At 70.0% G+C, this 22,793-nt stretch carries 14 protein-coding genes; 3 read left to right on the top strand and 11 right to left on the bottom strand.

Annotated features, from left to right (window positions below):
• Positions 1 to 165: 165 nt before the first annotated feature.
• Both QSK05_RS17000 and QSK05_RS16995 read right to left on the bottom strand, forming a co-directional pair.
• Positions 166 to 1,335 (bottom strand): branched-chain amino acid aminotransferase, encoded by a 1,170-nt coding sequence (locus tag QSK05_RS17000; RefSeq protein ID WP_285598207.1) that lies wholly within the window; start codon positions 1,333 to 1,335, stop codon positions 166 to 168.
• 187 nt (positions 1,336 to 1,522) lie between these two features.
• Entirely contained in the window at positions 1,523 to 2,587 is a 1,065-nt protein-coding gene (locus QSK05_RS16995; protein ID WP_285598206.1) for a 3-isopropylmalate dehydrogenase, read from the bottom strand.
• Between the two features lie 159 nt (positions 2,588 to 2,746).
• On the opposite strand from QSK05_RS16995, the gene QSK05_RS16990 reads away from it, so the two are divergent.
• Positions 2,747 to 3,130, top strand: a complete 384-nt coding sequence (locus QSK05_RS16990; RefSeq protein WP_285598205.1) for a VOC family protein — start codon at positions 2,747 to 2,749, stop codon at positions 3,128 to 3,130.
• A gap of 209 nt (positions 3,131 to 3,339) precedes the next feature.
• Here QSK05_RS16990 and ilvC read toward each other — a convergent pair whose 3' ends face one another.
• The 8 genes from ilvC to QSK05_RS16950 all read right to left on the bottom strand — a co-directional run bounded on the left by ilvC (position 3,340) and on the right by QSK05_RS16950 (position 16,677).
• Positions 3,340 to 4,371, bottom strand: coding sequence for a ketol-acid reductoisomerase (gene ilvC, locus QSK05_RS16985; RefSeq protein WP_285598204.1), 1,032 nt, complete (start codon positions 4,369 to 4,371; stop codon positions 3,340 to 3,342).
• A gap of 49 nt (positions 4,372 to 4,420) precedes the next feature.
• A complete protein-coding gene (gene ilvN / locus QSK05_RS16980; protein ID WP_231487376.1) occupies positions 4,421 to 4,936 on the bottom strand; it encodes an acetolactate synthase small subunit in 516 nt (171 codons plus the stop codon).
• An 11-nt stretch (positions 4,937 to 4,947) separates the two neighbouring features.
• Positions 4,948 to 6,687, bottom strand: a complete 1,740-nt coding sequence (locus QSK05_RS16975; protein WP_352301659.1) for an acetolactate synthase large subunit — start codon at positions 6,685 to 6,687, stop codon at positions 4,948 to 4,950.
• Positions 6,688 to 6,997: 310 nt separating this feature from the next.
• On the bottom strand, positions 6,998 to 9,805 hold the full coding sequence (locus QSK05_RS16970) for a putative bifunctional diguanylate cyclase/phosphodiesterase (protein WP_285598202.1): 2,808 nt from the start codon (positions 9,803 to 9,805) through the stop codon (positions 6,998 to 7,000).
• Positions 9,806 to 10,035: 230 nt separating this feature from the next.
• Positions 10,036 to 12,612 carry a putative bifunctional diguanylate cyclase/phosphodiesterase gene (locus QSK05_RS16965; RefSeq protein ID WP_285598201.1) on the bottom strand — a complete coding sequence of 859 codons (2,577 nt, stop codon included), beginning with the start codon at positions 12,610 to 12,612 and terminating at the stop codon, positions 10,036 to 10,038.
• Between the two features lie 94 nt (positions 12,613 to 12,706).
• Positions 12,707 to 14,419, bottom strand: coding sequence for a dihydroxy-acid dehydratase (gene ilvD / locus QSK05_RS16960; protein WP_285598200.1), 1,713 nt, complete (start codon positions 14,417 to 14,419; stop codon positions 12,707 to 12,709).
• 90 nt (positions 14,420 to 14,509) lie between these two features.
• Positions 14,510 to 16,039, bottom strand: a complete 1,530-nt coding sequence (locus QSK05_RS16955; protein ID WP_285598199.1) for a hypothetical protein — start codon at positions 16,037 to 16,039, stop codon at positions 14,510 to 14,512.
• Positions 16,036 to 16,677 (bottom strand): SigE family RNA polymerase sigma factor, encoded by a 642-nt coding sequence (locus QSK05_RS16950; RefSeq protein ID WP_285598198.1) that lies wholly within the window; start codon positions 16,675 to 16,677, stop codon positions 16,036 to 16,038. Before QSK05_RS16950 ends, QSK05_RS16955 begins: the two co-directional genes overlap by 4 nt.
• Positions 16,678 to 16,837: 160 nt before the next feature.
• On the opposite strand from QSK05_RS16950, the gene QSK05_RS16945 reads away from it, so the two are divergent.
• The gene (locus tag QSK05_RS16945; RefSeq protein WP_285598197.1) at positions 16,838 to 17,554 is read left to right on the top strand and encodes a sirohydrochlorin chelatase; all 717 of its coding nucleotides are present in this window, start codon (positions 16,838 to 16,840) and stop codon (positions 17,552 to 17,554) included.
• Positions 17,555 to 17,594: 40 nt separating this feature from the next.
• Complete coding sequence (locus tag QSK05_RS16940; protein ID WP_285598196.1) at positions 17,595 to 18,770, top strand: PQQ-dependent sugar dehydrogenase; 1,176 nt, start codon at positions 17,595 to 17,597, stop codon at positions 18,768 to 18,770.
• A 3-nt stretch (positions 18,771 to 18,773) separates the two neighbouring features.
• On the opposite strand, the gene QSK05_RS16935 is transcribed toward QSK05_RS16940, so the two are convergent.
• Positions 18,774 to 22,670 (bottom strand): acyltransferase family protein, encoded by a 3,897-nt coding sequence (locus QSK05_RS16935; RefSeq protein ID WP_285598195.1) that lies wholly within the window; start codon positions 22,668 to 22,670, stop codon positions 18,774 to 18,776.
• Positions 22,671 to 22,793 lie beyond the last annotated feature (123 nt).

Genomic DNA, 22,793 nt, shown 5'->3' with positions numbered 1-22,793 from the left:
TGGGGAGCCTTAGGCGGTGTCGACGCGCCTGCGAATAATCACGCTGGTGCTGTACATGGTGACGCCGATTCTGCCACACCTGGCGGTGAACGGTCCGGGAACCTCTCCGAATTGAGGACGAGGTGGGCACCCGGGGTGCCCGCCTCGTCCTCAATTCCCGAAAAGTCAGGCCAGTCGGCGCATCCAGCCGTGGGTGTCTTCGGCCCGGCCGTACTGGACGTCGAGCAGGGACTGGCGGATCTTCATCGCGACCTCACCGGTCGGGATCTCGAGTTCGCCGCCCTCCCAGGCCAGAGCGCCCAGCGGGGTGATGACAGCGGCCGTGCCGCAGGCGAAGACCTCGGTGATCTCGCCCGAGGCCACGCCCGCCCGCCACTCGTCGATGCTGATCGGGCGCTCCTCGACCTTCAGGCCGAGCTCGCCGGCCAGGGTGAGGATGGACGAGCGGGTGATGCCCTCGAGGATCGTGCCGGAGACGGTCGGCGTGACCAGCGTGCCGTCTTTCGTCACGAAGTAGATGTTCATGCCGCCGAGTTCCTCGACCCACTTGTGCTCGGCCGCGTCGAGGAAGCAGACCTGCTCACAGCCGTGCGCCTCGGCCTCGAGCTGGGCCGCCAGACCGGCCGCGTAGTTGCCGCCGCACTTGGCCGCGCCCGTGCCCCCGGCCGCGGCCCGCGTGTACGTGCTCGAGAGCCAGATGCTCACCGGCTTGACCCCGCCGGAGAAGTACGGGCCGACCGGCGAGGCAATCAGCAGGTACCGCACCGTCTTGCTCGGCCGCACACCCAGGAAACTCTCCGACGCGTACATGAACGGCCGCAGGTACAGGCTGCTCTCGCCGCTCTCGTGGTCGGGCACCCAGGCCTGGTCGGTCTTGACCAGCAGGTCGACCGAGGCCAGGAAGTCTTCGGTGCTCAGTTCGGGCAGGGCCAGACGGCGGGCCGAGCGGGCCAGCCGGGCCGCGTTGGCCTCCGGACGGAACGACCAGACCGAGCCGTCGGCGTGACGGTAGGCCTTGAGCCCCTCGAAGATCTCCTGCGCGTAGTGCAGAACCGCCGCGGCCGGGTCCATCTGGATCGGGCCGTACGGGATCAGGCCGGCGTCGTGCCAGCCCTGACCGTGCGTCCAGTCGATCGACACCATGTGGTCGGTGAAGAACTTGCCGAAACCCGGCTGGGCGTGGATCTGTGCGCGGCGCTCAGGGGTGGCGGGCGTGGGGTTCAGCGTGGTGGTGAAGGTCAGCGGCTGCGCCGGCGTCTGTGCCGATGTTCCGGCCGGGTCGACGACGTCTGTGGTGTCGAGCGTTTCGGTGGTGCCGAGAATCTTGGCGTTCATCGCGATACTCCCTCGCAAACCGGCCCGGCGAATGGGCCGGAAAGAATCTGTTGACGACGGTAGCAGCGGAGAAAGCACGCGACGGGGTGTCCGTCGGAGGCGCCGGCTTTCTTGCGGCAACCGTCCGGACGTGAAAATGCGGACGGCCGGTCGGGGATTCACCCGACCGGCCGTACTGGACCTGTGGTCAGGCGAGACGCGAGGCGATGGCCTCGCCGATCTCCGACGTGGTGCGTACTCGGTCACCGCGTGCGGCAAGGTCTTCGGCGACTGCCTGCTCGACCTTGGTGGCGGCCTTGTCGAGGCCGAGGTGCTCCAGCAGCATCGCCACGGACAGCACGGTGGCGGTGGGGTCGGCCTTCTGCTGACCGGCGATGTCGGGGGCGGAGCCGTGGACGGGCTCGAACATGCTGGGCGCCGCGCTGCGGTCGGGGTTGATGTTGCCCGACGCGGCCAGGCCGATGCCTCCGGCGATGGCGCCCGCGATGTCGGTGATGATGTCACCGAAGAGGTTGTCGGTGACGATCACGTCGAAGCGGCCCGGGTTCTGCACCATGAAGATGGTGGCCGCGTCGACGTGCAGGTAGTCGGTGGTGACCTCGGGGAACTCGGCGTTGACCGCTTCCACCGTGCGACGCCAGAGGTGACCGGCGTGGGTGAGCACGTTGTGCTTGTGCACCAGGGTGAGGTGCCGGCGCGGACGGGCGGCGGCGCGGGTGAACGCGTCACGCACCACCCGCTCGATGCCGAACGCGGTGTTGATGCTGACCTCGGTGGCGATCTCGTGCGGAGTACCCGTGCGCACCGCGCCGCCGTTACCGACGTACGGACCCTCGGTGCCCTCGCGGACCACGACGAAGTCGAGCCCGTTCTCGAGGACGTGGGGGGCCAGGGGCGAGGTGACGCCCGGGTACAGCCGCGCCGGCCGCAGGTTCACATAGTGGTCGAGTTCGAACCGCAGGCGCAGCAGGAGGCCCCGCTCCAGAACACCACTCGGCACGGCGGGGTCACCGATGGCGCCGAGCAGGATGACGTCGTGCTGCCGGATCTCGGCCAGCACGGAGTCGGGCAGTGTCTCGCCGTTCTGGTGCCAACGGCGAGCACCGAGGTCGTACTCGGTGGTCTCGAAGGACACCTCGGAACCGACAGCGGCGTTCAGGACCTTCAGTCCCTCGCTCACCACCTCCGGGCCAATTCCATCACCCGGGATGACGGCCAGCCGGACGGATGTGGGTGCGGTCGAGGTGCTCATGACATGGATGTTACTCCTTGAGTCCGGATGGCGGTCACTCGGTCTCGCTATGTGGACATGCTTTTTCGGGTCCGCCAGGAGTGCGCCAAGAGGAGGACGCGGCCCGCCCCGGGCGCGTTTCGCCTGGCCCGGGCGACTCATCTCAATAAGGTGATCGCCATGGGATTCAGGATGGACGCCGTCGGTGTGGTCGTCGCCGACATCCAGAAGTCGACCGCCTTCTACCAGCGCCTGGGCGCCTCGTTCGGGCCCGGCGGGCACGAGGGAACCGTGCTCGCCGACCTCGGCGGCTTCAAGCTGCTGCTCTACACCGAGGCGCTGTTCCGCGAGTTGAACTGGGACATCGACCCGGACGCCCCCCGCACCGGCGTCACCCTGGCCGTCGGCTGTGACTCGACCACCGACCTGGACGAGCTCTACACCTGGCTGGACGAGGACGGTTTCGGCTTCCGCGAACCCCTCGACGCCCCCTGGGGCCGGCGGGTGGCCACGGTGCAGGACCCGGACGGGACCCACATCGACCTCCACGCCCCTCTGACCTGAGCCTCCGAGCGTTCGATGAGGACGCGCGTCCCCCCCAATTTTTGTTCGTGATCATGCAAAACCTCCCCGGAGTTCTAGAACTCTCGGCAACAAAGTTCTAGAACGCTGGGAAGGTTTTGCATGATCACGGAAGGCTTTTTGGGGCTCTGGGCAGGCGAAAGCCCCCGGGGCTTTTCAGCGGCCGGGGGCTTTCAAGGGTGCTACTGGCGTCAGCGGCCGGCGCTGCCCTCGACGTAGTCCGAGTCGGTGCTCTTGACCCAGCTCATCAGCTTGCGCAGGTCGCGGCCGGTGGCCTCGATCGGGTGCTGCTCACCCTTGGCGCGCAGGGCCTTGAACTCCGGGGCGCCGGCGTCCTGGTCGTCGATGAACCGCTTGGCGAACGCGCCGGACTTGATGTCGGCGAGAACGGCCTGCATGTTCTCCTTGACACGCTCGTCGATGACGCGCGGGCCGGACACGTAGTCGCCGTACTCGGCCGTGTCGGAGACGCTCCAGCGCTGCTTGGCGATACCGCCCTCGTACATCAGGTCGACGATCAGCTTGAGCTCGTGCAGGCACTCGAAGTACGCGACCTCGGGCTGGTAACCCGCCTCGGTCAGCGTCTCGAAGCCGTACTGGACCAGCTGCGACATGCCGCCGCAGAGCACGGCCTGCTCACCGAACAGGTCGGTCTCGGTCTCCTCGGTGAAGGTGGTCTTGATACCGCCGGCCCGCAGACCGCCGATCGCCTTCGCGTAGGAGAGCGCCAGGTCCCAGGCCTTGCCCGTGGCGTCGGTCTCGACCGCCACGATCACCGGGACGCCCCGGCCGTCGACGTACTCACGGCGCACGAGGTGGCCGGGGCCCTTCGGGGCAACCATGCAGACGTCCACGCCGGCCGGCGGGGTGATGTAGCCGAAGCGGATGTTGAAGCCGTGGCCGAAGAACAGCGCGTCACCCTCGGCCAGGTGCGGCTCGATGGACTCGGTGTACACGTGACGCTGAATGTGGTCGGGCGTGAGCAGCATGACCACGTTGGCCTCCTGCACGGCCTCGGCGACGCTGAGCACGCGCAGGCCCTCGGCCTCCGCCTTCGCCCGGCTCTTGCTGCCCTCGGCCAGGCCGACGCGGACGTCGACACCGGAGTCGCGCAGGCTGAGTGCGTGGGCGTGGCCCTGGCTGCCGTAGCCGATCACGGCGACGGCCTTGCCGGCGATCACGGACAGGTCGGCGTCGTCGTCGTAGTACATCTTTGCTGCCACGGTGCTGGTGCTCCTTATTGAGGGTGGTAAACGAATAGCAGGGTCGAGGTTAGGCGCTGCGCAGGGCCCGGTCGGTGATCGACCGGTTGCCGCGGCCGATGCCGATCAGGCCCGACTGCGACAGTTCGCGGATGCCGAACGGCTCGAGCACCTTGAGGAAGGCGGCGAGCTTGTCCGGGCTGCCGGTGGCCTCGATCGTCACCGCGTCGGGAGCGACGTCGACGACGTGGCCCCGGAACAACTCGACGGTCTCGAGCACGTGGCTGCGGGTCGCGGAGTCGGCGCGGACCTTGACCAGGAGCATCTCGCGCTGGACCGAGGCACCCGGCTCCAGCTCGACGATCTTGATCACGTTGATCAGCTTGTTGAGCTGCTTGGTGACCTGCTCCAGGGGCAGCTCGTCGACGTCCACCACGACGGTCATCCGGCTGATGCCGGAGTGCTCGGTCGGGCCGACCGCCAGGGAGTGGATGTTGAACCCACGCCGGGCGAACAGGCCCGCGACCCGGGTGAGCACGCCGGGCCGGTCCTCGACCAGCACGGAGAGAGTGTGCTTCTGCGTCACTGTTGTCGTCCTCAGGCTTCGCTGTCGAATTCCGGGCGGGTGTCCCGGGCGATCTGGATCAGGTCGTTGCTGACCCCGGACGGGACCATCGGCCAGACCATCGCGTCCCGGTGCACGACGAAGTCGATGATGACGGGGACATCGTTGATCTCCATCGCCTTCTTGATCGTCGCGTCGACGTCTTCCGGCGTCTCGCAGCGCAGGCCGACGCAACCGTAGGCCTCCGCCAGCTTGACGAAGTCGGGGATCCGGCTGCCGACCGAGGTGTGCAGGTCGGTGTTGGAGTATCGCCCGTCGTAGAACAGGTTCTGCCACTGCCGGACCATGCCCAGGCTGGAGTTGTTGATGACGGCGACCTTGATCGGGATCTGGTTGATCACGCAGGTGGCCAGTTCCTGATTGGTCATCTGGAAACAGCCGTCGCCGTCGATGGCCCAGACCACGGTGTCCGGGAGGCCGGCCTTGGCCCCCATCGCCGCGGGCACGGCGAAGCCCATCGTTCCCGCACCGCCGGAGTTGATCCAGGTGTGCGGGTTCTCGTACTTGATGAACTGCGAGGCCCACATCTGGTGCTGGCCGACACCGGCCACGTAGATCGATTCCGGGCCGGAGATCTCGCCGATCCGGGCGATCACGTGCTGGGGTGAGACCTCGCCCTCCGGCGCCGGGGCGTGCCCCAGCGGGAAGGCCTCGCGCCAGCCGTCCAGCTGCGACCACCAGGCGGTCAGGTCGGCCCGGTGGCCGGCCTTGTGCTCCGCCTCGACGGCCAGCGTCAGCTCGGCGATGACCTCCTTGGCGTCACCCACGATGGGCACGTCGGCCAGCCGGTTCTTGCCGATCTCGGCCGGGTCGATGTCCGCGTGCACGACCTTGGCGTGCGGGGCGAACGAGTCCAGGTTGCCGGTGACCCGGTCGTCGAAACGCGCGCCCAGGCTGACGATCAGGTCAGCCTTCTGCAACGCGGTGACGGCGGCGACGGTGCCGTGCATACCCGGCATGCCCAGGTTCTGCTGGTGCGAGTCGGGCAGCGCGCCCAGTGCCATCAGGGTGGTGACGACGGGGGCGCCGGACTCCTCGGTGAGCCGGCGCAGCTCCTCGCTGGCGTGTGCCTTGAGCACACCACCACCGACGTAGAGCACCGGGCGGGTCGAGGAGGTGAGCAGCCGGGCGGCTTCCCGGATCTGCTTGTTGTGGGGCCGGGTGACGGCCCGGTAGCCGGGCAGGTCGAGCTTCGGCGGCCAGGAGAAGGTGGTCTGCGCCTGGAGGATGTCCTTGGGCACGTCCACCAGCACCGGGCCGGGCCGGCCGGTACCCGCGATGTGGAACGCCTCGGCCACCGCGCGCGGGATGTCCGCGGCGTCGGTGATCAGCATGTTGTGCTTGGTGATCGGCATGGTGATGCCGACGATGTCCGCCTCCTGGAACCCGTCGGTCCCGATCAGCTTGCTGTTGACCTGGCCGGTGATGGCCACCATCGGGATCGAGTCCATGTAGGCGTCCGCGATGGCCGTGACCAGGTTGGTCGCGCCCGGTCCGGAGGTGGCCATGCAGACCCCGACCTTGCCGGTGGCCTGGGCGTAACCCTCCGCCGCGTGCCCGGCGCCCTGCTCGTGGCGCACCAGGATGTGGCGGATCTTCGTGGAGTCCATCAACGGGTCGTAGAGCGGAAGGATCGCCCCACCCGGTAGCCCGAAAACCGTCTCTACGCCGACCGACTCCAGCGAGCGGACGAGGCTCTGGGCCCCGGTCATCGGCTCGGCGACGACCGGGGTGGCGGTGGCGCGGGGTGCGCCGGAGGGCTCGGTGTGGGACTGGCCGGGCATCAGGGGGTTCCTTCGCTCGTCGGATCACTGTCATGCATCGGACTGCTCGATGCCGGCAGGTGAACTGCGTACAACTGTCGGCAGGGACGAAAAGACCCCTCGGCCCAATGGGCACAAGGGGTCGCGCGCTCGCGGGTCTTCATGACCTCAGCGGGCGCGCCGTCCAAGTACGAGAGTCTTACGCACGCTCACACGTTGCCTCCGGATGACGGGGATGTCAATCGGGACGCGATTGGTCTCACTGACTGAGATGGCCCGCCCGCCCCTCGGGCAGCAGACCAGGTGCGGCGGAATCGGGCAGATCGATCGCTCCTGACCCGGCACCCTTTTCCGGTAGTTCCCCGGGCCCCGTCGGGTCTTCGAGGTCGATCGGGCCGGACTCCAGCAGGCGCCGCAGTTCGGAGGCCGGCAGGGCCTTCGAGAGGGCGAACCCCTGGCCCGCCTGCACCCCGAGGTCACGCAGGGCCCGCGCGGTCGCCAGGTCTTCCATGCCCTCGGCCACCACGGCCAGGTCGAGTCCCCGGGCCATCGCGACGACGGCCTCCAGCAGGGCGGCCGCCCGCGGGTCGGTGCCCAGCCCGGCCAGCAGCGAGCGGTCGATCTTGACCATGCTGACCGGCATCCGGCGCAGGTACGACAGCGAGGAGTAGCCGGTGCCGAAGTCGTCGATGGCCAGGCGGATACCGGCGTCGCGCAGCGCCTGCAGAGCCTGCGGCGCCGGGCCGGAGTGCTCGACCAGCTGGCTCTCGGTCAGCTCGAGCACCAGCTGCGACGGGGGCAGACCGGTGGCCTCGAGCATGCCGGTGACCAGTTCCACGAAGGCCGGCGAGACCAGCTGGGCCACGGACATGTTGACGCTGACCGAGATCCCATAGCCCTGCCGGGCCCAGCCCGCGGCCTGGGTGACCGCCTGGCGCAGCACCCACTCGCCCAGCTCGGTGATCGCGCCGGTGTCCTCGGCCACCTCGACCAGCTCGGCCGGGCTGACCAGGCCGGCCAGACTGTGCTCGACGCCTTCCTGATCGGCTTGATCGGCCTGATCGGCCTGATCGGCCTGATCGGCTTGATCGGCTTGATCGGCTTGATCGGCGGGCAGGCGCAACAGCGCCTCGACACCCTGCACCCGGCCGTCCGAGAGCCGCACGATCGGCTGGTAGGCCACGGCGAGACGACCGCGTTCCAGGGCCTCGCGCAGACCGAGCGCCAGGTCGACCCGTCGGCGCACCCGGGCGTCCAGCTCGGGCTGCCAGAGTTCGTAGCGGGCCCGGCCGTCCGACTTGGCCGCGTACATCGCCAGGTCGGCCCGATGCACCAGGGTCGAGGCCGAGACGTCGTGACGGCCGTCGCAGTGCGCCACGCCGACGCTGAGACCCAGTTGCACGGTGCGCCCGACCACCCGGAACGGCGGGGCCACGGCCTCCACCAGACGCTGCGCGGCGGTGGCGGCCGTGTCCGGCCCGAGGCCCTCCAGCGCCAGGATGAACTCGTCGCCCCCGACCCGGGAGATGATCCGCCGCCGGGCGTCCACTCCCCCGGCCACCGCGTCCAGCCGGGCCGCGACATCGACCAGCACCCGGTCACCGGCGGCGTGGCCGAACCGGTCGTTCACCGCCTTGAAACCGTCCAGATCGGCGTAGAGCACGGCGATCTCGCCCTCGTCGGAGGCGTCCAGCCAGGTGCTCACCTCGTCCAGCAGATGGCTGCGGTTGGCCAGGCCGGTCATCTGGTCGAACCGGGCCAGGCGTTCCAGCCGCTGTCGCAGCTCCACCGAGTCGGTGACGTCGTTGAGGTTCGCCACCGCACCACCGTCCACGGCCCGCAGCCGCAGTTGGGCGGTGCCGGTGGCGGGCGCGGCCAGGCGCACCTCGATCTGTGCGGAGTCCCGGTGCCCCCGCGTCACCTCCAGCACCGCCTCACGCACCCGGCGCTGGTCCTCGGTGCGGGCGAGCTCCTCGAAGGGGCGATGAGCAATGGACGCGGGTGGCCGGTGCAGGAGGCGGGTGGCAGCGGCGTTCACGGCGACGATGCGGCCATTGGTGTCCAGCCGCAGCAGCAGGTCGCTGGTGTTCTCGACCAGGGCGCCCAGCTGCCGGCGGGCCTCCACCTGCCCCCGCAGCAGCTCGTCCTGCTCCAGTAGCAGGAACGTCTGCCAGACCGTGAAGGCCACGCCCAGGCAACCCAGGCCGAAGAGCGGGATCGGGCCGGTGCCGCTCGTGGCGGCCTGGATCACGGCGCCGGACGTGGCGGCCAGGGCGACGCTGTAGGGCACCACCCGCCCTCGGCGGCGGGGCAGGAAATGGACGTCGTCGGCGGACTTCTCGTGCCGGGCAGGGGTGGGCGAACCGCGGAACCGGGCCAGCCGGACGCTGTAGAGCACCAGCAGCCCGCACGAGACCAGCACGACCGGCACCAGTCCGGCGTCGGACACGTGTGGCCACTGCGGGATGGCGGCACCGGTGATGCGGGTGCCCCGCAGCAGGTCGGCGGCGAGCACGCCGGTCAGGGCGGTGACCAGCAGACCCCACGACCGGCCCGGGGTGCGGTTGCCCTCCGGCCCGACGTAGCCGATCAACCCGGCCCGAGACGTCAATGACGAGGTGCGGGTGGGCAGCCGCAGGATCGTCAGCAGCGCGATCAGGTCGAGCACGGCGGGCAGGAGCGAGAACGCGGTGCTGGACGGGAGCCGCAGCGGCGCGTCGACGGCCAGCCAGACCAGTGTCGCCGCGCTGAACGCCAGCACCGCGGCCTCGGCGACCCCGATGCCGGGCCGGCGCACCGGCACGATCCGGTCGGCCGTGCCGGCGGTCGCGGTGAGCAGTCCGCCGGCCGCGATGACCATGAGGAAGTCGGCGATCTGCCCGGCCGCCAGGGAGGCCGAGGGATCGAGCAGCCGCGCGGCCCCGGAGGCGAGCGCCCAGCACAGACCCCCGATCGCGATCGTCGGGGTGAGCAGGCCGGGCCGGCGACGCAGAGTACGCACGAAGGCATGCGTCCAGGCGGCCCCGGCAGCCACGGCCGCGGCCGCCATCAGCATCGCGGGCACCACGGTGACGACAGTATCCGGGCACCCGGCGCCGTAAGCGCCGAAATGCCACGAACGCAGTCAGTCTCAACTGTCAGTGATCACGCGGTTTTTCCGGGTGATCAGGGGCGAGCGAGGGATCCCCAGACCCCCTCCGTGATCATGCAGAACCTCCCCAGAGTTCTAGAACTCTCGCGCGTGGAGTTCTAGAACGCCGGGGAGGTTTTGCATGATCACGACAAGGTTTTGCTGGATCAGCCCGTGACTCGCTCGGTGCTGGCCCGGCGGGGTTGTGGGACCGCGAGCATGGGCGGGGCGGGGCTGACGAAGGGGTCGCTGGCCCGTAGTTCCTCGATCGGGCGGGGTGGGGAGAACAGGAAGCCCTGGGCCAGGCGGCATCCGTACTCCAGCAGGAGCTCGGCCTGACGCCGGGTCTCGACGCCCTCGGCGATCACCTCGAGGCCGAGCTCCGCGGCCAGACCGAGCATGGAACGCACCAGCACGTCGTCCTCGGCCTGCTGCCCCAGTCCCCAGACGAACTTGCGGTCGATCTTGAGGATGTCGACGGGCAGCCGGGACAGGTACTGCAGCGACGAGAAACCGGTGCCGAAGTCGTCGATCGCCACGTGCACGCCCTCGGAGCGCAGCATGTCCAGGCGGGAGGCGGTGCGGCCCAGGTCCTGGATCGCGGCCTGCTCGGTGATCTCCAGGGTCAGCCGGCCGGGGGCGACACCGCTGTCGGCGAGCGCCTGCATGGTGACGTCGTAGAAGTCGGTGCCGACCAGCTGCGCGGCCGACACGTTCACCGCCATGCCGAGCTTCGGGTCGCGCCAGCCGGACAGCTGGCGCAGCGACTCCCGCAGCACCCAGGCACCCATCGGCACGATCAGGCCGCTCTCCTCGGCCACCGGCAGGAACTGCGCCGGTGACCAGGTCTCGGCGCCGACCGGCCAGCGCACCAGGGCCTCGAAGCCCTCCCACTGCCGGGTGTGCAGATCGACGACCGGCTGCAGGTAGATCGCCAGGCTCTCGTCCCGCACCGCCGTCTCCAGGTCTCCGCGCAGCCGGTGGTGCTCCATCACGCGCTCGGACATCCACGGCTCGAAATCCACCACCCCGGCGCCACCGCGCTGCTTGGCCCGGTACATCGCCAGGTCGGCGTCGCGCAGCACCTCCCGCGCGGTGCGGGTCACCACCGGGTCGGCCACCACCAGACCGAGGCTCGCCGACACCGAGGGCCGCCCGTGCGCGGTCTCGTCGAACCCGTTGAAGGCGGTGATCACTGCCTCGGCCGCGGCCTTGGCCTCGTCCGGGTCGGCGGAGGCGGGCATCACCGCGAACTCGTCACCGCCCAGCCGGGCCACCGAGTCACCCGGGCCGGCCGCCTGTCGCAGGCACTCGGCCGCGCGGTGCAGCAGCCGGTCGCCCTCGGCGTGGCCCATGGTGTCGTTGACCTCCTTGAAGTTGTCGAGGTCGATGAACATCACGGCGGCGTGCTGACCCGAGGCGAGCCGGGCGTTGACCGCCTCGAGGAACGCCGTGCGGTTGAGAAGGCCGGTAAGAGCGTCGGTCTGGGCGGCGTCCACCAATTCGGTCTGCATCCGCACCCGGTCGGAGACGTCCCGCCCGACCAGCACCGCGCCGCCGTCCTCGCGGGGCGTGATGGCCCACTCGATCACCCGCCAGCGTGACTCGTTCGCCGCCCACATGTTGCCGACCAGACCGGCCGTGCGCGGTTCCTTCTTCGTCTCGGGTTCCGGCGGCATCCCCGGGACGACCGGCAGGAAACGGGTCTCCACGCGCTGCTCGCCCCGGCGCCACTGCGGTGCTCCGGCCACGACGCGGGACATCTTCTGGTCGTCCTCGTGCAGGTAGTCCATCAGGGTGGTGCCGACGAGCTGGTCCGGACGCATACCCAGTACCCGGGCCGAGGCCGGGTTGGCGAACTCGATCACCCCGAAGTCGTCGACCTGGACAATCACGTCCTGGGTGTTCTCCAGCAGTTCCTCGTAGAGCTGGCTGCGGGCGGTCAGGTCCTGCCAGAGTTCCTCGGTGCGCCGGGACTGGTTGACCAGGGCGGCGCAGGCGGCCACCGAAGTGCCGGCCAGCACCATGCCGACGACGGGGTCGGTGCCGACCGGGACGAAGATGAGGATCACGGCCAGCGGGACCGGCAGCTGCCACAGGCGCAGCGTGCGGGGGCGCGGGTCGAGCGCGAGACGGCCGTAGACGCGGCCGTTCTCCATCCGGGTGGTCAGGGCCAGCAGCAGCCAGGCCGCACCCCAGAACGGCACGGCCAGTTCGGTCCGGGTGGCCAGACCGACCAGGTCACCGGTCAGCGACACGGCCCCCGAGCCGATGGCCATCAACGATCCGCGGCGGTCGGTGGGCAGGGTGCGCAGGGCCACCCCGGTGGCCATGCCCACCAGCAGCATCAGCGGGAAGATCCAGAACAGTGTGGGGACGACGTGCTCACGCACGCCGATGACGTTCTGGTGGTAGGCGGCGATCCAGACCACCCCGACCAGGTTGGCGATCACCAGCCAGCCGTCGGCCAGCATCGCGGCGTAGTCGCGCCCGGTCAGGCGGGAGGCCGGGTTGCTGACCGTGCCGAACAGGAACAGCACCAGGACCAGGGGCCGTAACAGGCACCAGAACCAGACGTCCGGCAGCCCTTGGAGAACGGCGATCGAGGCGCCGCCCCAGATCAGGATCCCGAGTCCCGACAGCACGGTGCCACGCCGGTAGGCCGGCTCGCGCGCGGCGGCCGCGAAGGCCACGCTCGCGGCCGCCACGGCCGTAGCTCCCGTCGCGATCAGTGCAATCAGCATGAGTCCACCCGTGCACCACTTTCACCGTCGACCCTGGTCAGGCCGCTCTCACCCCATCGGCGGCGGAAGGGCGACGGTTGAGCGGTAAGAGCGGTCAGCCCAGCACGGCCCCCTGGGAGGCGGAGCCGACCAGCTTGACGTACTTCGCCAGCACGCCCCGGGTGAAATGGTGCGGTACCGGAATGAAATCCTGCATTCGGGAGGCGATCTCCTCGGCCGGCACGAGCAGGTCGAGGGTGCTGTCCGCGACGTTCAGCCGGATCCGGTCGCCGTCCCGCACGGCCGCGATCGGACCGGAGTCCACGGCCTCCGGGGTCACGTGCCCGACGCACAGCCCGGTGGTGCCGCCCGAGAACCGGCCGTCGGTCAGGAGCAGTACGTCCTTGCCCAGACCGGCGCCCTTGATCGCCCCGGTGATGGCCAGCATCTCGCGCATCCCGGGCCCGCCCTTGGGCCCCTCGAAACGGATCACCACCACGTCGCCCGCCGTGATCGTCCCGTTCTCCAGCGCGTCCAGGGCCGCCCGCTCCCGCTCGAACACCCGCGCGGTGCCCTCGAACACGTCGCTGTCGAACCCCGCGCTCTTCACCACCGCGCCCTCGGGGGCCAGGGAGCCGTGCAGCACGGTGATACCACCGGTGCGGTGGATCGGCTCGGACAGCGCCCGCACCACCTTGCCGTCCAGATCGGGCGGATTGATGCCGGCCAGGTTCTCGGCCATCGTCGCGCCGGTCACGGTCATCACGTCGCCGTGCATCAGCCCGGCGTCGAGGAGGGCCTTCATCACGACCGGCACACCGCCCACCCGGTCGACGTCGAACATCACGTACCGCCCGAAGGGCTTCACATCGGCCAGATGCGGCACCCGGGCCCCGACCCGGGCGAAATCGTCCAGCGTGAGCTCCACCTCGGCCTCGTGCGCAATCGCGAGCAGGTGCAGCACGGCGTTCGTCGAGCCGCCGAACGCCATCACCACGGCGATCGCGTTCTCGAACGCCTCCTTGGTCAGGATGTCGCGCGCCGTGATGCCGCGGCGCAGCAGGTTGATCACGGCCTCGCCGGAGCGCCGGGCGAACCCGTCGCGGCGCCGGTCGGTGGCCGGGGGCGCGGCCGAGCCGGGCAGGGACATGCCCAGCGCCTCGGCCGCACTCGCCATCGTGTTGGCCGTGTACATCCCGCCGCAGGCACCCTCGCCCGGGCAGATGGCGCGTTCCAGGATGTCCAGGTCCTCGCGGCTCATCAGACCCCGGGCGCACGCTCCGACCCCCTCGAAGGCGTCGATCAGCGTGACGTCCTTCTCCGTACCGTCGGTGAATGTCGCCTTGCCCGGCAGGATCGACCCGGCGTAGAGGAACACCGACGCCAGGTCCAGCCGGGCGGCGGCCATCAGCATCCCGGGCAGCGACTTGTCGCACCCGGCCAGCAGCACGCTGGCGTCGAGACGCTCGGCCTGCATGACGGTCTCGACGCTGTCGGCGATCACCTCCCGCGAGACCAGCGAGAAGTGCATCCCCTCGTGCCCCATCGAGATGCCGTCACTGACGCTGATGGTGCCGAACTCCAGCGGGTATCCCCCACCGGCGTGCACACCGTCTTTCACCGCCTTCGCCAGCCGGTCCAGGCTGAGATTGCACGGCGTGATCTCGTTCCACGAACTCGCCACCCCGATCTGTGGTTTCGCGAAGTCGTCGTCGCCCATACCGACCGCACGGAGCATCCCGCGCGAGGCCGTGGCCTCGATCCCGTCGGTCACCTGCCGGCTGCGTGGCTTGATGTCGTGCTCACTGTTGCGCGTGTGCTGGGTCACGTCGGGCGACTTTACGCCGCAGGTGCGGATGGGCTCCCCCCTCCGGAGCCCATCCGCACCCGCGTCCGCGAAATCGCTGTCCGAAAGCGGTCAGAAACCGGCCAGACCGTCCTCGATCTCCGGTAGCTGCCAGTACCCCATCACGTCGGGCGACTCCAGCGTCTGTTCACCGAACTCCTGGTCGGGCTGCTCCGCCGGTGCCAGCACCTTCTGCGACCCGAGTTCCTGCCCCTGGCCGTCGAGGAACCGCACGGAGGTGATGTCGGTGCGGTCGATCGTGGCCAGGGTGTCCACGGCCTGCCCCTCGATCGTCCCGCCGTTCTTCGTGCTCCACTCCACCGACTCGGTGCCGGCCGGCCCCACCGCCGCGGTGCGCTTCGCCTTCGCCCCGCCCTCGCCCAGACGCCACGCGATCGAGACGTCGTCCGGATCACCGGCCGGCAGGATCCGGGCCGTGTCGAGCCACGACAGCCCGGCCGAGCCGTCGTTCGAGGTATCCGCCTCCACCTGCCCGGCCGAGACCACCCGGGCTCCGCCCGGCAGGGTGAGCACCCCGACGACCACCCGGTTCGGGCCGGTGGCGGTCAGTCCGCCCGGCTCGGCCAGCAGCAGCTGCCACTCCCCCTGATCGGGCGTCTGCCGTACCGCGTACCAGGTGTACAGCGCCATCGTGTTCACGATCTCGGCCACCCGGCTCTGATCACCTCGGACCGATTCAACGTTCACCGGCGGGGCGTCCACGGCATCTACGCTCCCGATCGTGAAGTCCTGGTAACCGTCGGAAAGGGCGTACTCCTCACCACTTCTCAAAATGGAGGGGATGACGACCGCGTAGTGCCCCGTCTGGTCGAAGGCGGCGGTGGCGGCCCCACCGTCGAACTCGAGCAGGCTGGTGTGCTGCGTGACCTTGCCCTGTGCATCGATGGTCGGCGGCCGCTGCACCTGCACCGTCGGCACGTCACCGGTGGCCAGCACGTAGACCGCGGCCGAGTTCGGGTCGACGTCCGAGCCATCGGGGAGCATCTCCGGATAGACCAGACCCTGCTGAAGGCTGCCCATTTCCTCGATCGACCCGCCGCCCTCCCCCGGTTCCATGTCTTCCGCAGCGGCACCGCGCGGTCCGACGAACTCGGCCATCTGGGTGCCGTCGTTCGACTCCCAGTCGGCCGTGACCACCGCGACCCGGTACTCGCCGATGTCGGACGCGAAGAGCACCTTGACGTTCTTGCCCGGCGTCTGGAGCGGCTCGCCGGTCGCGTCCGGACTCGCCACGTCGCTGTAGGCGGCGAACTCCCGCAGGTCGGACAACCAGTCGTCATCGTCCCGCAGGGACCCCTGGGTCTTGTCCCACTCCTCGAACGAGGGAGCGGCCGGCTGCGGCTGTCCCTGGTTGGAGACCTGGAACAGCTTGCCCTGCAACACGAAAAGGGTGACCACGGCCATCGCCGCCGCGCCCGCCACCAGGGCGACACGTCGCCGGCGACGGTTGCGCGACCGCTTCACGAACGCCTGGATGTTCTCCCACGGCGGGGTCTGGTCGGGCTGCGCGGCGAGCGCCCGGTCGACCTCGTCGAACACAGCCTTCACCTCGGTGACCAGCCGGTCGTCGGTGTTCCTCATCGGATGACCTCCCCACCGGTGTTCTGGAGCAGACCGCGAACCCCGGGGTGTTCCCGCAGGTGAGCGACCGCCTTGGACAGTTGTGACTTCACCGCTCCGGACGAGATGCCCAGCATCCGCGCGGTCTCCTCGACCGAGCGGTCCTCCCACAGACGCAGCACCACGACCGTTCGCTGACGCGGGGGCAGGTCGCTCAGGGCCGACCAGAGCCCGGACCGCAGGGCGTGACTCTCCGCGTGGTCACCGGGTGCGGCCGGGGAGACCAGCAGGTCGTCGAGCGAGGTCTCCGGCAGCGAGCGCTTACGGTGACGGGACGCCGCGGTGTTCGCGATCGCGGCCCGCACGTAGCTCTCCGGCGAGTCGTTCTGAATCTTTCCCCAGCGCCGCCAGCACTTCTCCAGCGCGGCCTGCACCACGTCCTCGGCGAGCTGATGGTCGCCGGTGAGCAGGAACGCGTACCGCTGCAGGGCCCCCCAGCGGGCAGCGACGAACCGGCGGAACCCGATCTCGGCCGGTTCGTCGTCCAGTTCCCGGCTCCGGGAGCCCTTCTCGAGGAAGGACTCCTGACGATGACCGGGTGACTCCGCCGGTCGGGACAGCATGCGCCAGAAGCGCAGTGCCGGTAACAAGGCGATCACGTGGACTCCCCCACAGGACGAACAACGACGAACGACGCGGACAGCAACCAGGACGCCGGCGACCGGCCCTCAGGTTTCCTGCTTCGGCAGGTTTTTTCGTTCCGGACGAGTGACGCGGAACACCTCCGGGTTCCGTCCGGTCGTGCCAGACTTCCCGGTCATGTCTGCGCCCGTATTCGTCGCCTGCTCCCACGGCACCCGGTCCCCGGCCGGGCGGGAGGTGATCGACCAGTTCCGCGCCGACCTGGCCCGGGCCCGCCCCGGGCTGCGGATCGAGGCTGCGCACGTGGATGTGCAGGAACCGTTCGTCGCCGACGTGGTGGACCGGCTGAAGGCCGAGGGCCTGTCCCTGGTCGTGGTGCCGCTGCTGCTCTCCACCGGCTTCCACGTGAAGACGGACATCGGCAACGCCGTGGCCTCCGCGCCGGGCCGGGCCCGGGCCGCGGATCCGCTCGGTCCCGACACCCGCCTGCTGGAGGTGCTGCACGACCGGCTGGCCGGGGCCGGGGCCGCGCCGGGGGACGCGATCGTGCTGGCCGCCGCAGGTTCCAGCGATCCGGCCGCGTCCAGAGCCGTGGAGGAGATGGCGGCCGCCCTGTCGCGCTCGCGGGACGGAGCCGTGGTCGTGCCGGCCTACGCCGCCGCCGGCACCCCCACCGTGGCCGACGCCGTCGCCCGGCTGCGCGAGGAACATCCCGGTACGCCCGTCACGATCGCCGGTTACCTGCTGGCTCCCGGGCAGTTCGTCAGCAAGCTCGCCACGGCCGGCGCCGACCGCGTCACTGCCCCGATGGCGCCCCATCCCGTGCTGACCGAACTGGCCCTGAACAGGTACGACGCGGCAGTGGCCGAGCTGGCCGAGCTGACGGGGGTGTGACGGCTCGCACTTCCCCGGTTTTTCCAGCAGTATCGGACGGGTGAAGACGTCACACACGATCGCGGCCGGATCACTCGTCGTCATGGCTCTGTCCGGTTGCTCGTCGGCCTCGGACGGTTCTGGCGGCTCGGGTCAGGTGAGCGTCGGGGCGAGCGACGAGCAGACCACCCCGGCCACCCCGGGGGGTGAGCCGAGCGACACAGGCGCCACCACGTCCACCATCAAGGTACCCAAGGCGACCCTGGGCAAGACCCTCGCGACGAAGCTCGACGTGCCCTGGGGTGTGACCTTCCTGGCCGACGGCTCGGCGCTGGTGTCGGAACGGCCCAGCGGCGACATCGTGCGCATCACCCCGAAGGGCAAGAAGTCGACGGTCGGCACCGTGCCCGGGGTGAGTGACGACGGCGAGGGCGGACTGCTCGGGCTGGCCCTGAAGCCGGGTGCCCGACCGACGAAGGCCAAGCCGGTGAACGTGTGGGCCTACGTGCACAGCACGCAGGGCGACAACCGGGTGGTACGGATGAGCTACGACGGCAACTCGCTGGGCAAACCCAAGGCCGTGCTCACCGGGATTCCCGCGTCGAGCATCCACAACGGCGGAGAGATCACCTTCGGCCCGGACGGAAAGCTCTGGATCGGTACCGGTGACGGCGCGAACACCAGCAACGCCCAGAACAAGAAGAGCCTGGGCGGCAAGATCCTCCGCATCAACAGCGACGGTTCGGCGCCGAAAGACAACCCGTATCCGGGTTCTCCGGTCTACTCGCTGGGCCATCGCAACGTGCAGGGCATCGCCTTCGACTCGAAGAAGCACCCCTGGGCCGCCGAGTTCGGGCAGGACACCTGGGACGAGCTGAACCGCATCCTGCCCGGCAAGAATTACGGCTGGCCGGTGGTGGAGGGCAAGAAGAAGCGCGAGGGCTACGTCGCACCCAAGGTGCAGTGGCACACCGAGAATGCCTCTCCCAGTGGTCTGGCGATTGTGGACGACGTGGCTTACCTGGGTGCGCTGCGGGGTGAGCGGCTGTGGGCCGTGCCCCTGCAGAACAAGACCGCGGGCACTCCGAAGAGCCTCTTCCACCAGCGTTTCGGCCGGATCCGCAACGTCGCCGCGACCCCCGCCGGCGACCACCTGTGGATCACCACGTCGAACACCGACGGACGCGGCGAGCCGGGGAAGACCGACGACCGGGTGCTGCGGATCGACCTCGGGTAACTCCTACATCAGCACGCTCTCGATCTGACGGTCGAACGGCTGGCGCACCAGCCCCGGAACCAGCGCGGGAGGCAGCCGGTCGGCGCCGCCGCGACGCTGCCCGACGGTGCTGCGGACCAGGTCGGTGAGGTTCTCGGGCGGTTCGTAGATGAACCGCAGCGGAGTCTGCATCACCGCGTCGTACAGCTTCAGCGACAACCAGATCGCCGGCACCGTCAGGGCGAACGGCAGGATCCAGGTCAGGCCCGGCACCGCGCCCATGATCGGGTGGAGAACCGCCACCAGCAGCACGATCACCGAGGTGTGGGTCAGGTAGATCGGGATCGTGCGGGCGCCGAGATAGCTGAGCAGCTGCACATTCTGCAGCAGCACGGCCGCTCCGACTCCCGCCACCAGACCGAGCAGGTGCACGATCACCCCGACCACCGGCAGCCCGTCCAGACCGGTGACGTGGATCAGCGTGGAGATCAGCAGCCAGCCCCCGACCGATCCCAGGGCGACCTTCGGGGTGAAGCGTTCGGCCAGCATCTGCAGCAACTGGCTGTAGTAGCAGCCGATCAGGAAGAACAGGTAGTAGCTCGGCGTACCGCTCCAGCCCAGGTTGATCGCGGGGATCAGGTCGGAGAACGTCAGCGCCCCCATCAGCGCGCCCACCGCCAGCTGGGGCGCCAGCGGGAAACGGGAGCACAGCCGGGCCACCACGAAGAAGATGGCCAGCGCCCAGACGAACCAGAGTTCGAACGCCGGGCGGGCCGGGGACAGGGCCAGCGACGTCAGCAGGCTCGCCGGGCCCGGCGACGCACCCGTGAACGTCGACGCGACCACCGACTGCACGGTGCTCACGACCTGCCACAGCAGATATACCCAGACCAGCGACAAGACCTTCTGCGACAGCAGTTCCGACCAGGACGCGTACAGCCACCGGGTCGCGAGGAGGCCCGCGCTCAGGAAGAACAGCGGTGTCCACACGGTGCTGACGATCTGGTTGAGGTCGTTCAGCAGTGGCATGGTGCTCGCCGACTGCTGTACCCATCCGGCCGCGTGCAGGAACACGACCAGCACGATCGCCAGGCCGCGCGCCGAGTCGACCCAGACCGGACCCGGCCGGCCTCCCGGCCGGTTGTTCGCACCCGGTGGGTACTGTGCGGGTCGGGATCCGGCCGATGGTGGACGTCCTGGTTGCCCCGGCCGGTTGCCGTACGGCGCGCTCTGGTTCAGTGAGCCCTGGTTCGGGGAGCCCTGGTTCGGAGCGTGGGCGTTCGGCGAGTAGGTGTTCGGCGAGTAGGTGTTCGGCGAGTAGGTGTTCGGCGAGTAGGTGTTCGGGGGTCGGGGCGGGCCGGGCTGCCGGGGCTGGAAGAGGTTCGCGGGAGTGGCCGGGCGCGCCAGGTCTTTCAGCCAGATGGCGTCGGACGCGTCGCGAACCTGTTCGTCGTGGACACGTTCCTCCCGCTGCTGGCGGTTGTGGCCACGCGGACCACGCCCGGCACCCAGCCGGGGAGCACGGTTCTGTCCACCCGGTGACCGTGACCCGGCCCGGAACTCGTCGGGCATCGGGCCGCGCTGATCCGGTGACCGGTCCTCGGTCTCGTCGCGGTCCCCGTAACCAGCGCTCTCCTCGCTCTCCTCGCCGGCGGCCCCGTCTCGGTAACGGGTCTCGTCTCCGTCACCAGCCCCATCTGGGTAACCGGCCTGGTTGCCGTAGCCGGCCTGATTCCCATGACCGGTCTGGTCGCCATGACCTGCCGGGTCGTCATAGTTGGCCCGGTCGTCATAGTTGGCAGACGGCCTGTTATCGACCGGCTTTTCGGAGCCCGGTCCTCTGTGACCGGCCGGGGCGGGAGAGGCGTTGCGACGGCCGGGGATCGGCAGGTCCTGGGTCCAGAACGCCTGCGGGTCACCCGTACCGACGCTTCCCTGAACGTTCCGGAATCCGGGCGGGGTTGCGGGAGACCCCGGAGCCCGCCCCCGGAGATCGCCGCCCCGCGACTGCGTCCGTCCGTGCCGCAGAACCGTCGGGCCTTCGGTCCAGAACGCCTGGGGCGCTCCCGGATCCGATCCGGGAGCAGCGTCGGAACCGGAAGGGTTCCCGGGACCGAAATCCTCGTCCGGGCCAGACCTGGATGCCCGTGACCGCCGCCGGGCGCGACTGACATCCGGGGTGCCCGCAGACCCTGACCGCTGATCCGAGGACACCTCCTGAACATCCCCGCGGGCGTCGTCCGGCGACCAGAGCTCCTCGTGGGCCCACGCATCATCGTCGGCGGGGGCCTCTGCGAACGATCCAGATATTCCCGAGAACTGCTGCCCCGCAACGGAAGGCTCGGTTTCGGACAGGGACTCGGGCGCATCGGAACTCGCACCGGACGCGCCGAGGGCCCGCGGGCCCGCCCCCAGCATCCGTGAGCCCCCGTCACCCGCGTTCGGCAGACCGAAATCCGCGTCGGGCATGCGGGACACGAACCCCAGGGCGCCCGTGGCCGCGAGCCCCGGAGCTGAGGCCCCGCGCCGCCCACCGGCACCCGGCTCCGCGACGTCCGCGCCCAGCACCCGCACCTCGGACTCACTCAGACCCGAGCCACCCGAGCGTGCGCCCCTCGTCCGCATCCCTGATTCACCGGAAGCCGGCCGACCGAAGCCCGGATCCCGCCGCTCCAGACCGCTCCCGGCAGCACCCGACTCATCCATACCCACAGCACGCGGCCGGAGACCGGATTCACCCACGCCGGACGCACCGGATCCAGGACCACGCCTGCGCAGACCGCTTCCGTCGGCACCCGGCGCGTCGAAACCCACACCCCGCGGACGCACGCCGGACGCAACGTCGTTCTCGGCCTGACGACCGGGATCCTGCCGGCGCGAACCGTGTCCCCCGGACTCCCCGAAGCCGGCGTCAGACGTCCGCCCGCCGGGCTCGCCCGCGGCACCCGGCTGCCGTCTCGGTGAACCGAGGTCGTCGGCGACGGGCGGGCCGAACGGTTCCGCGCCGGATCGTGACCCCCGGCGTCCACTGCGTGTGCGCTCCGGGGGTGGGCCGCCCAGCGACCTGACGTCGAGCTCCGCGTATCCTCGGCCGCCGGGCTCCGGCCGGCTGCCCCCGGGGTCACCCGAGGCGAGGGGCCCTGGGTCGCCGGGGACCTCGTCCGTTGCTTGACCGCCGTAACCCTCGGTCACCCGCGGTGAATCGACATCAGCGCTCGGTGACCGGCTCTCGGAGGCCGGGCCGCCCGTCGTCACGCCGCGATCGCCGTGCACCCGTGCGCCGAAGTCGGCGTGCACTCCCGGATCTGTCTCGCGGGCACGTGACCGGGACGGACGTCGCTCTTCCGGCTCCCGGCCCTGCCACCAGGCATCGGCGGACGGCGCCTCGGGGGCCGTCGCTGGTGCCGGTGGTGGCGCGTCCTGGGCGCTGCGACGGGCCTCGGCCCGGCGGCGTTCGGCACGGGACAGGTACGGCTGGGACGCCGGTTCCGGTCGTGCTTCCGGCACGGGTTGCGGCACGGGCCGGGCCACCGTTGAGGACGCGGGGTCGGGCTGGGTGGAACGGGTTACGGCCTGAGGTGGCTGGGTCGCGTTCTGGCTGAACTCCGGCAGGTAGGTGTTCAGCGGACGGTGGCCGGCCCCGTCGGGGGAAGCGTTGTCCTGGAGGTAGATCTCACCGCTGCGCTCCCAGTTCGAGAGCAGCACGTCGAGCACCGGCATACCGTTGGGCGTGGTGATGGCCGCCGCCCGGCGGCCGGGCGGACGGGGACGGCCCGGACGTTCGGGAAGGGGTTCGGAGGCACCGAACTCCACCGGTTGTTCAGGCTCCTGAGGGGCCTGCGGCGAAGCGGCCTGCCCGGACGAGTGCCGTCCGGGACCGCGGCGGGAGGGGGCAGGCCGAGGATCGTGCAGGTCGGCCATCCGATGGCTCCTCGCCTTCCGTCGAGTACGGCCTCCCGACCGTCCCGGCAAGGCCTCGCCGACGGTATCGGTGTATCCGTTGCTCCCGGCCATCAAAGGGGCATCTTTACCGAATCGAGAAGA

Source organism: Kineosporia sp. NBRC 101731, assembly GCF_030269305.1.
Lineage (GTDB): Bacteria > Actinomycetota > Actinomycetes > Actinomycetales > Kineosporiaceae > Kineosporia.
The sequence above is the reverse complement of the archived record's forward strand: the minus strand, read 5'-3'. Positions and strand labels throughout refer to the sequence as shown.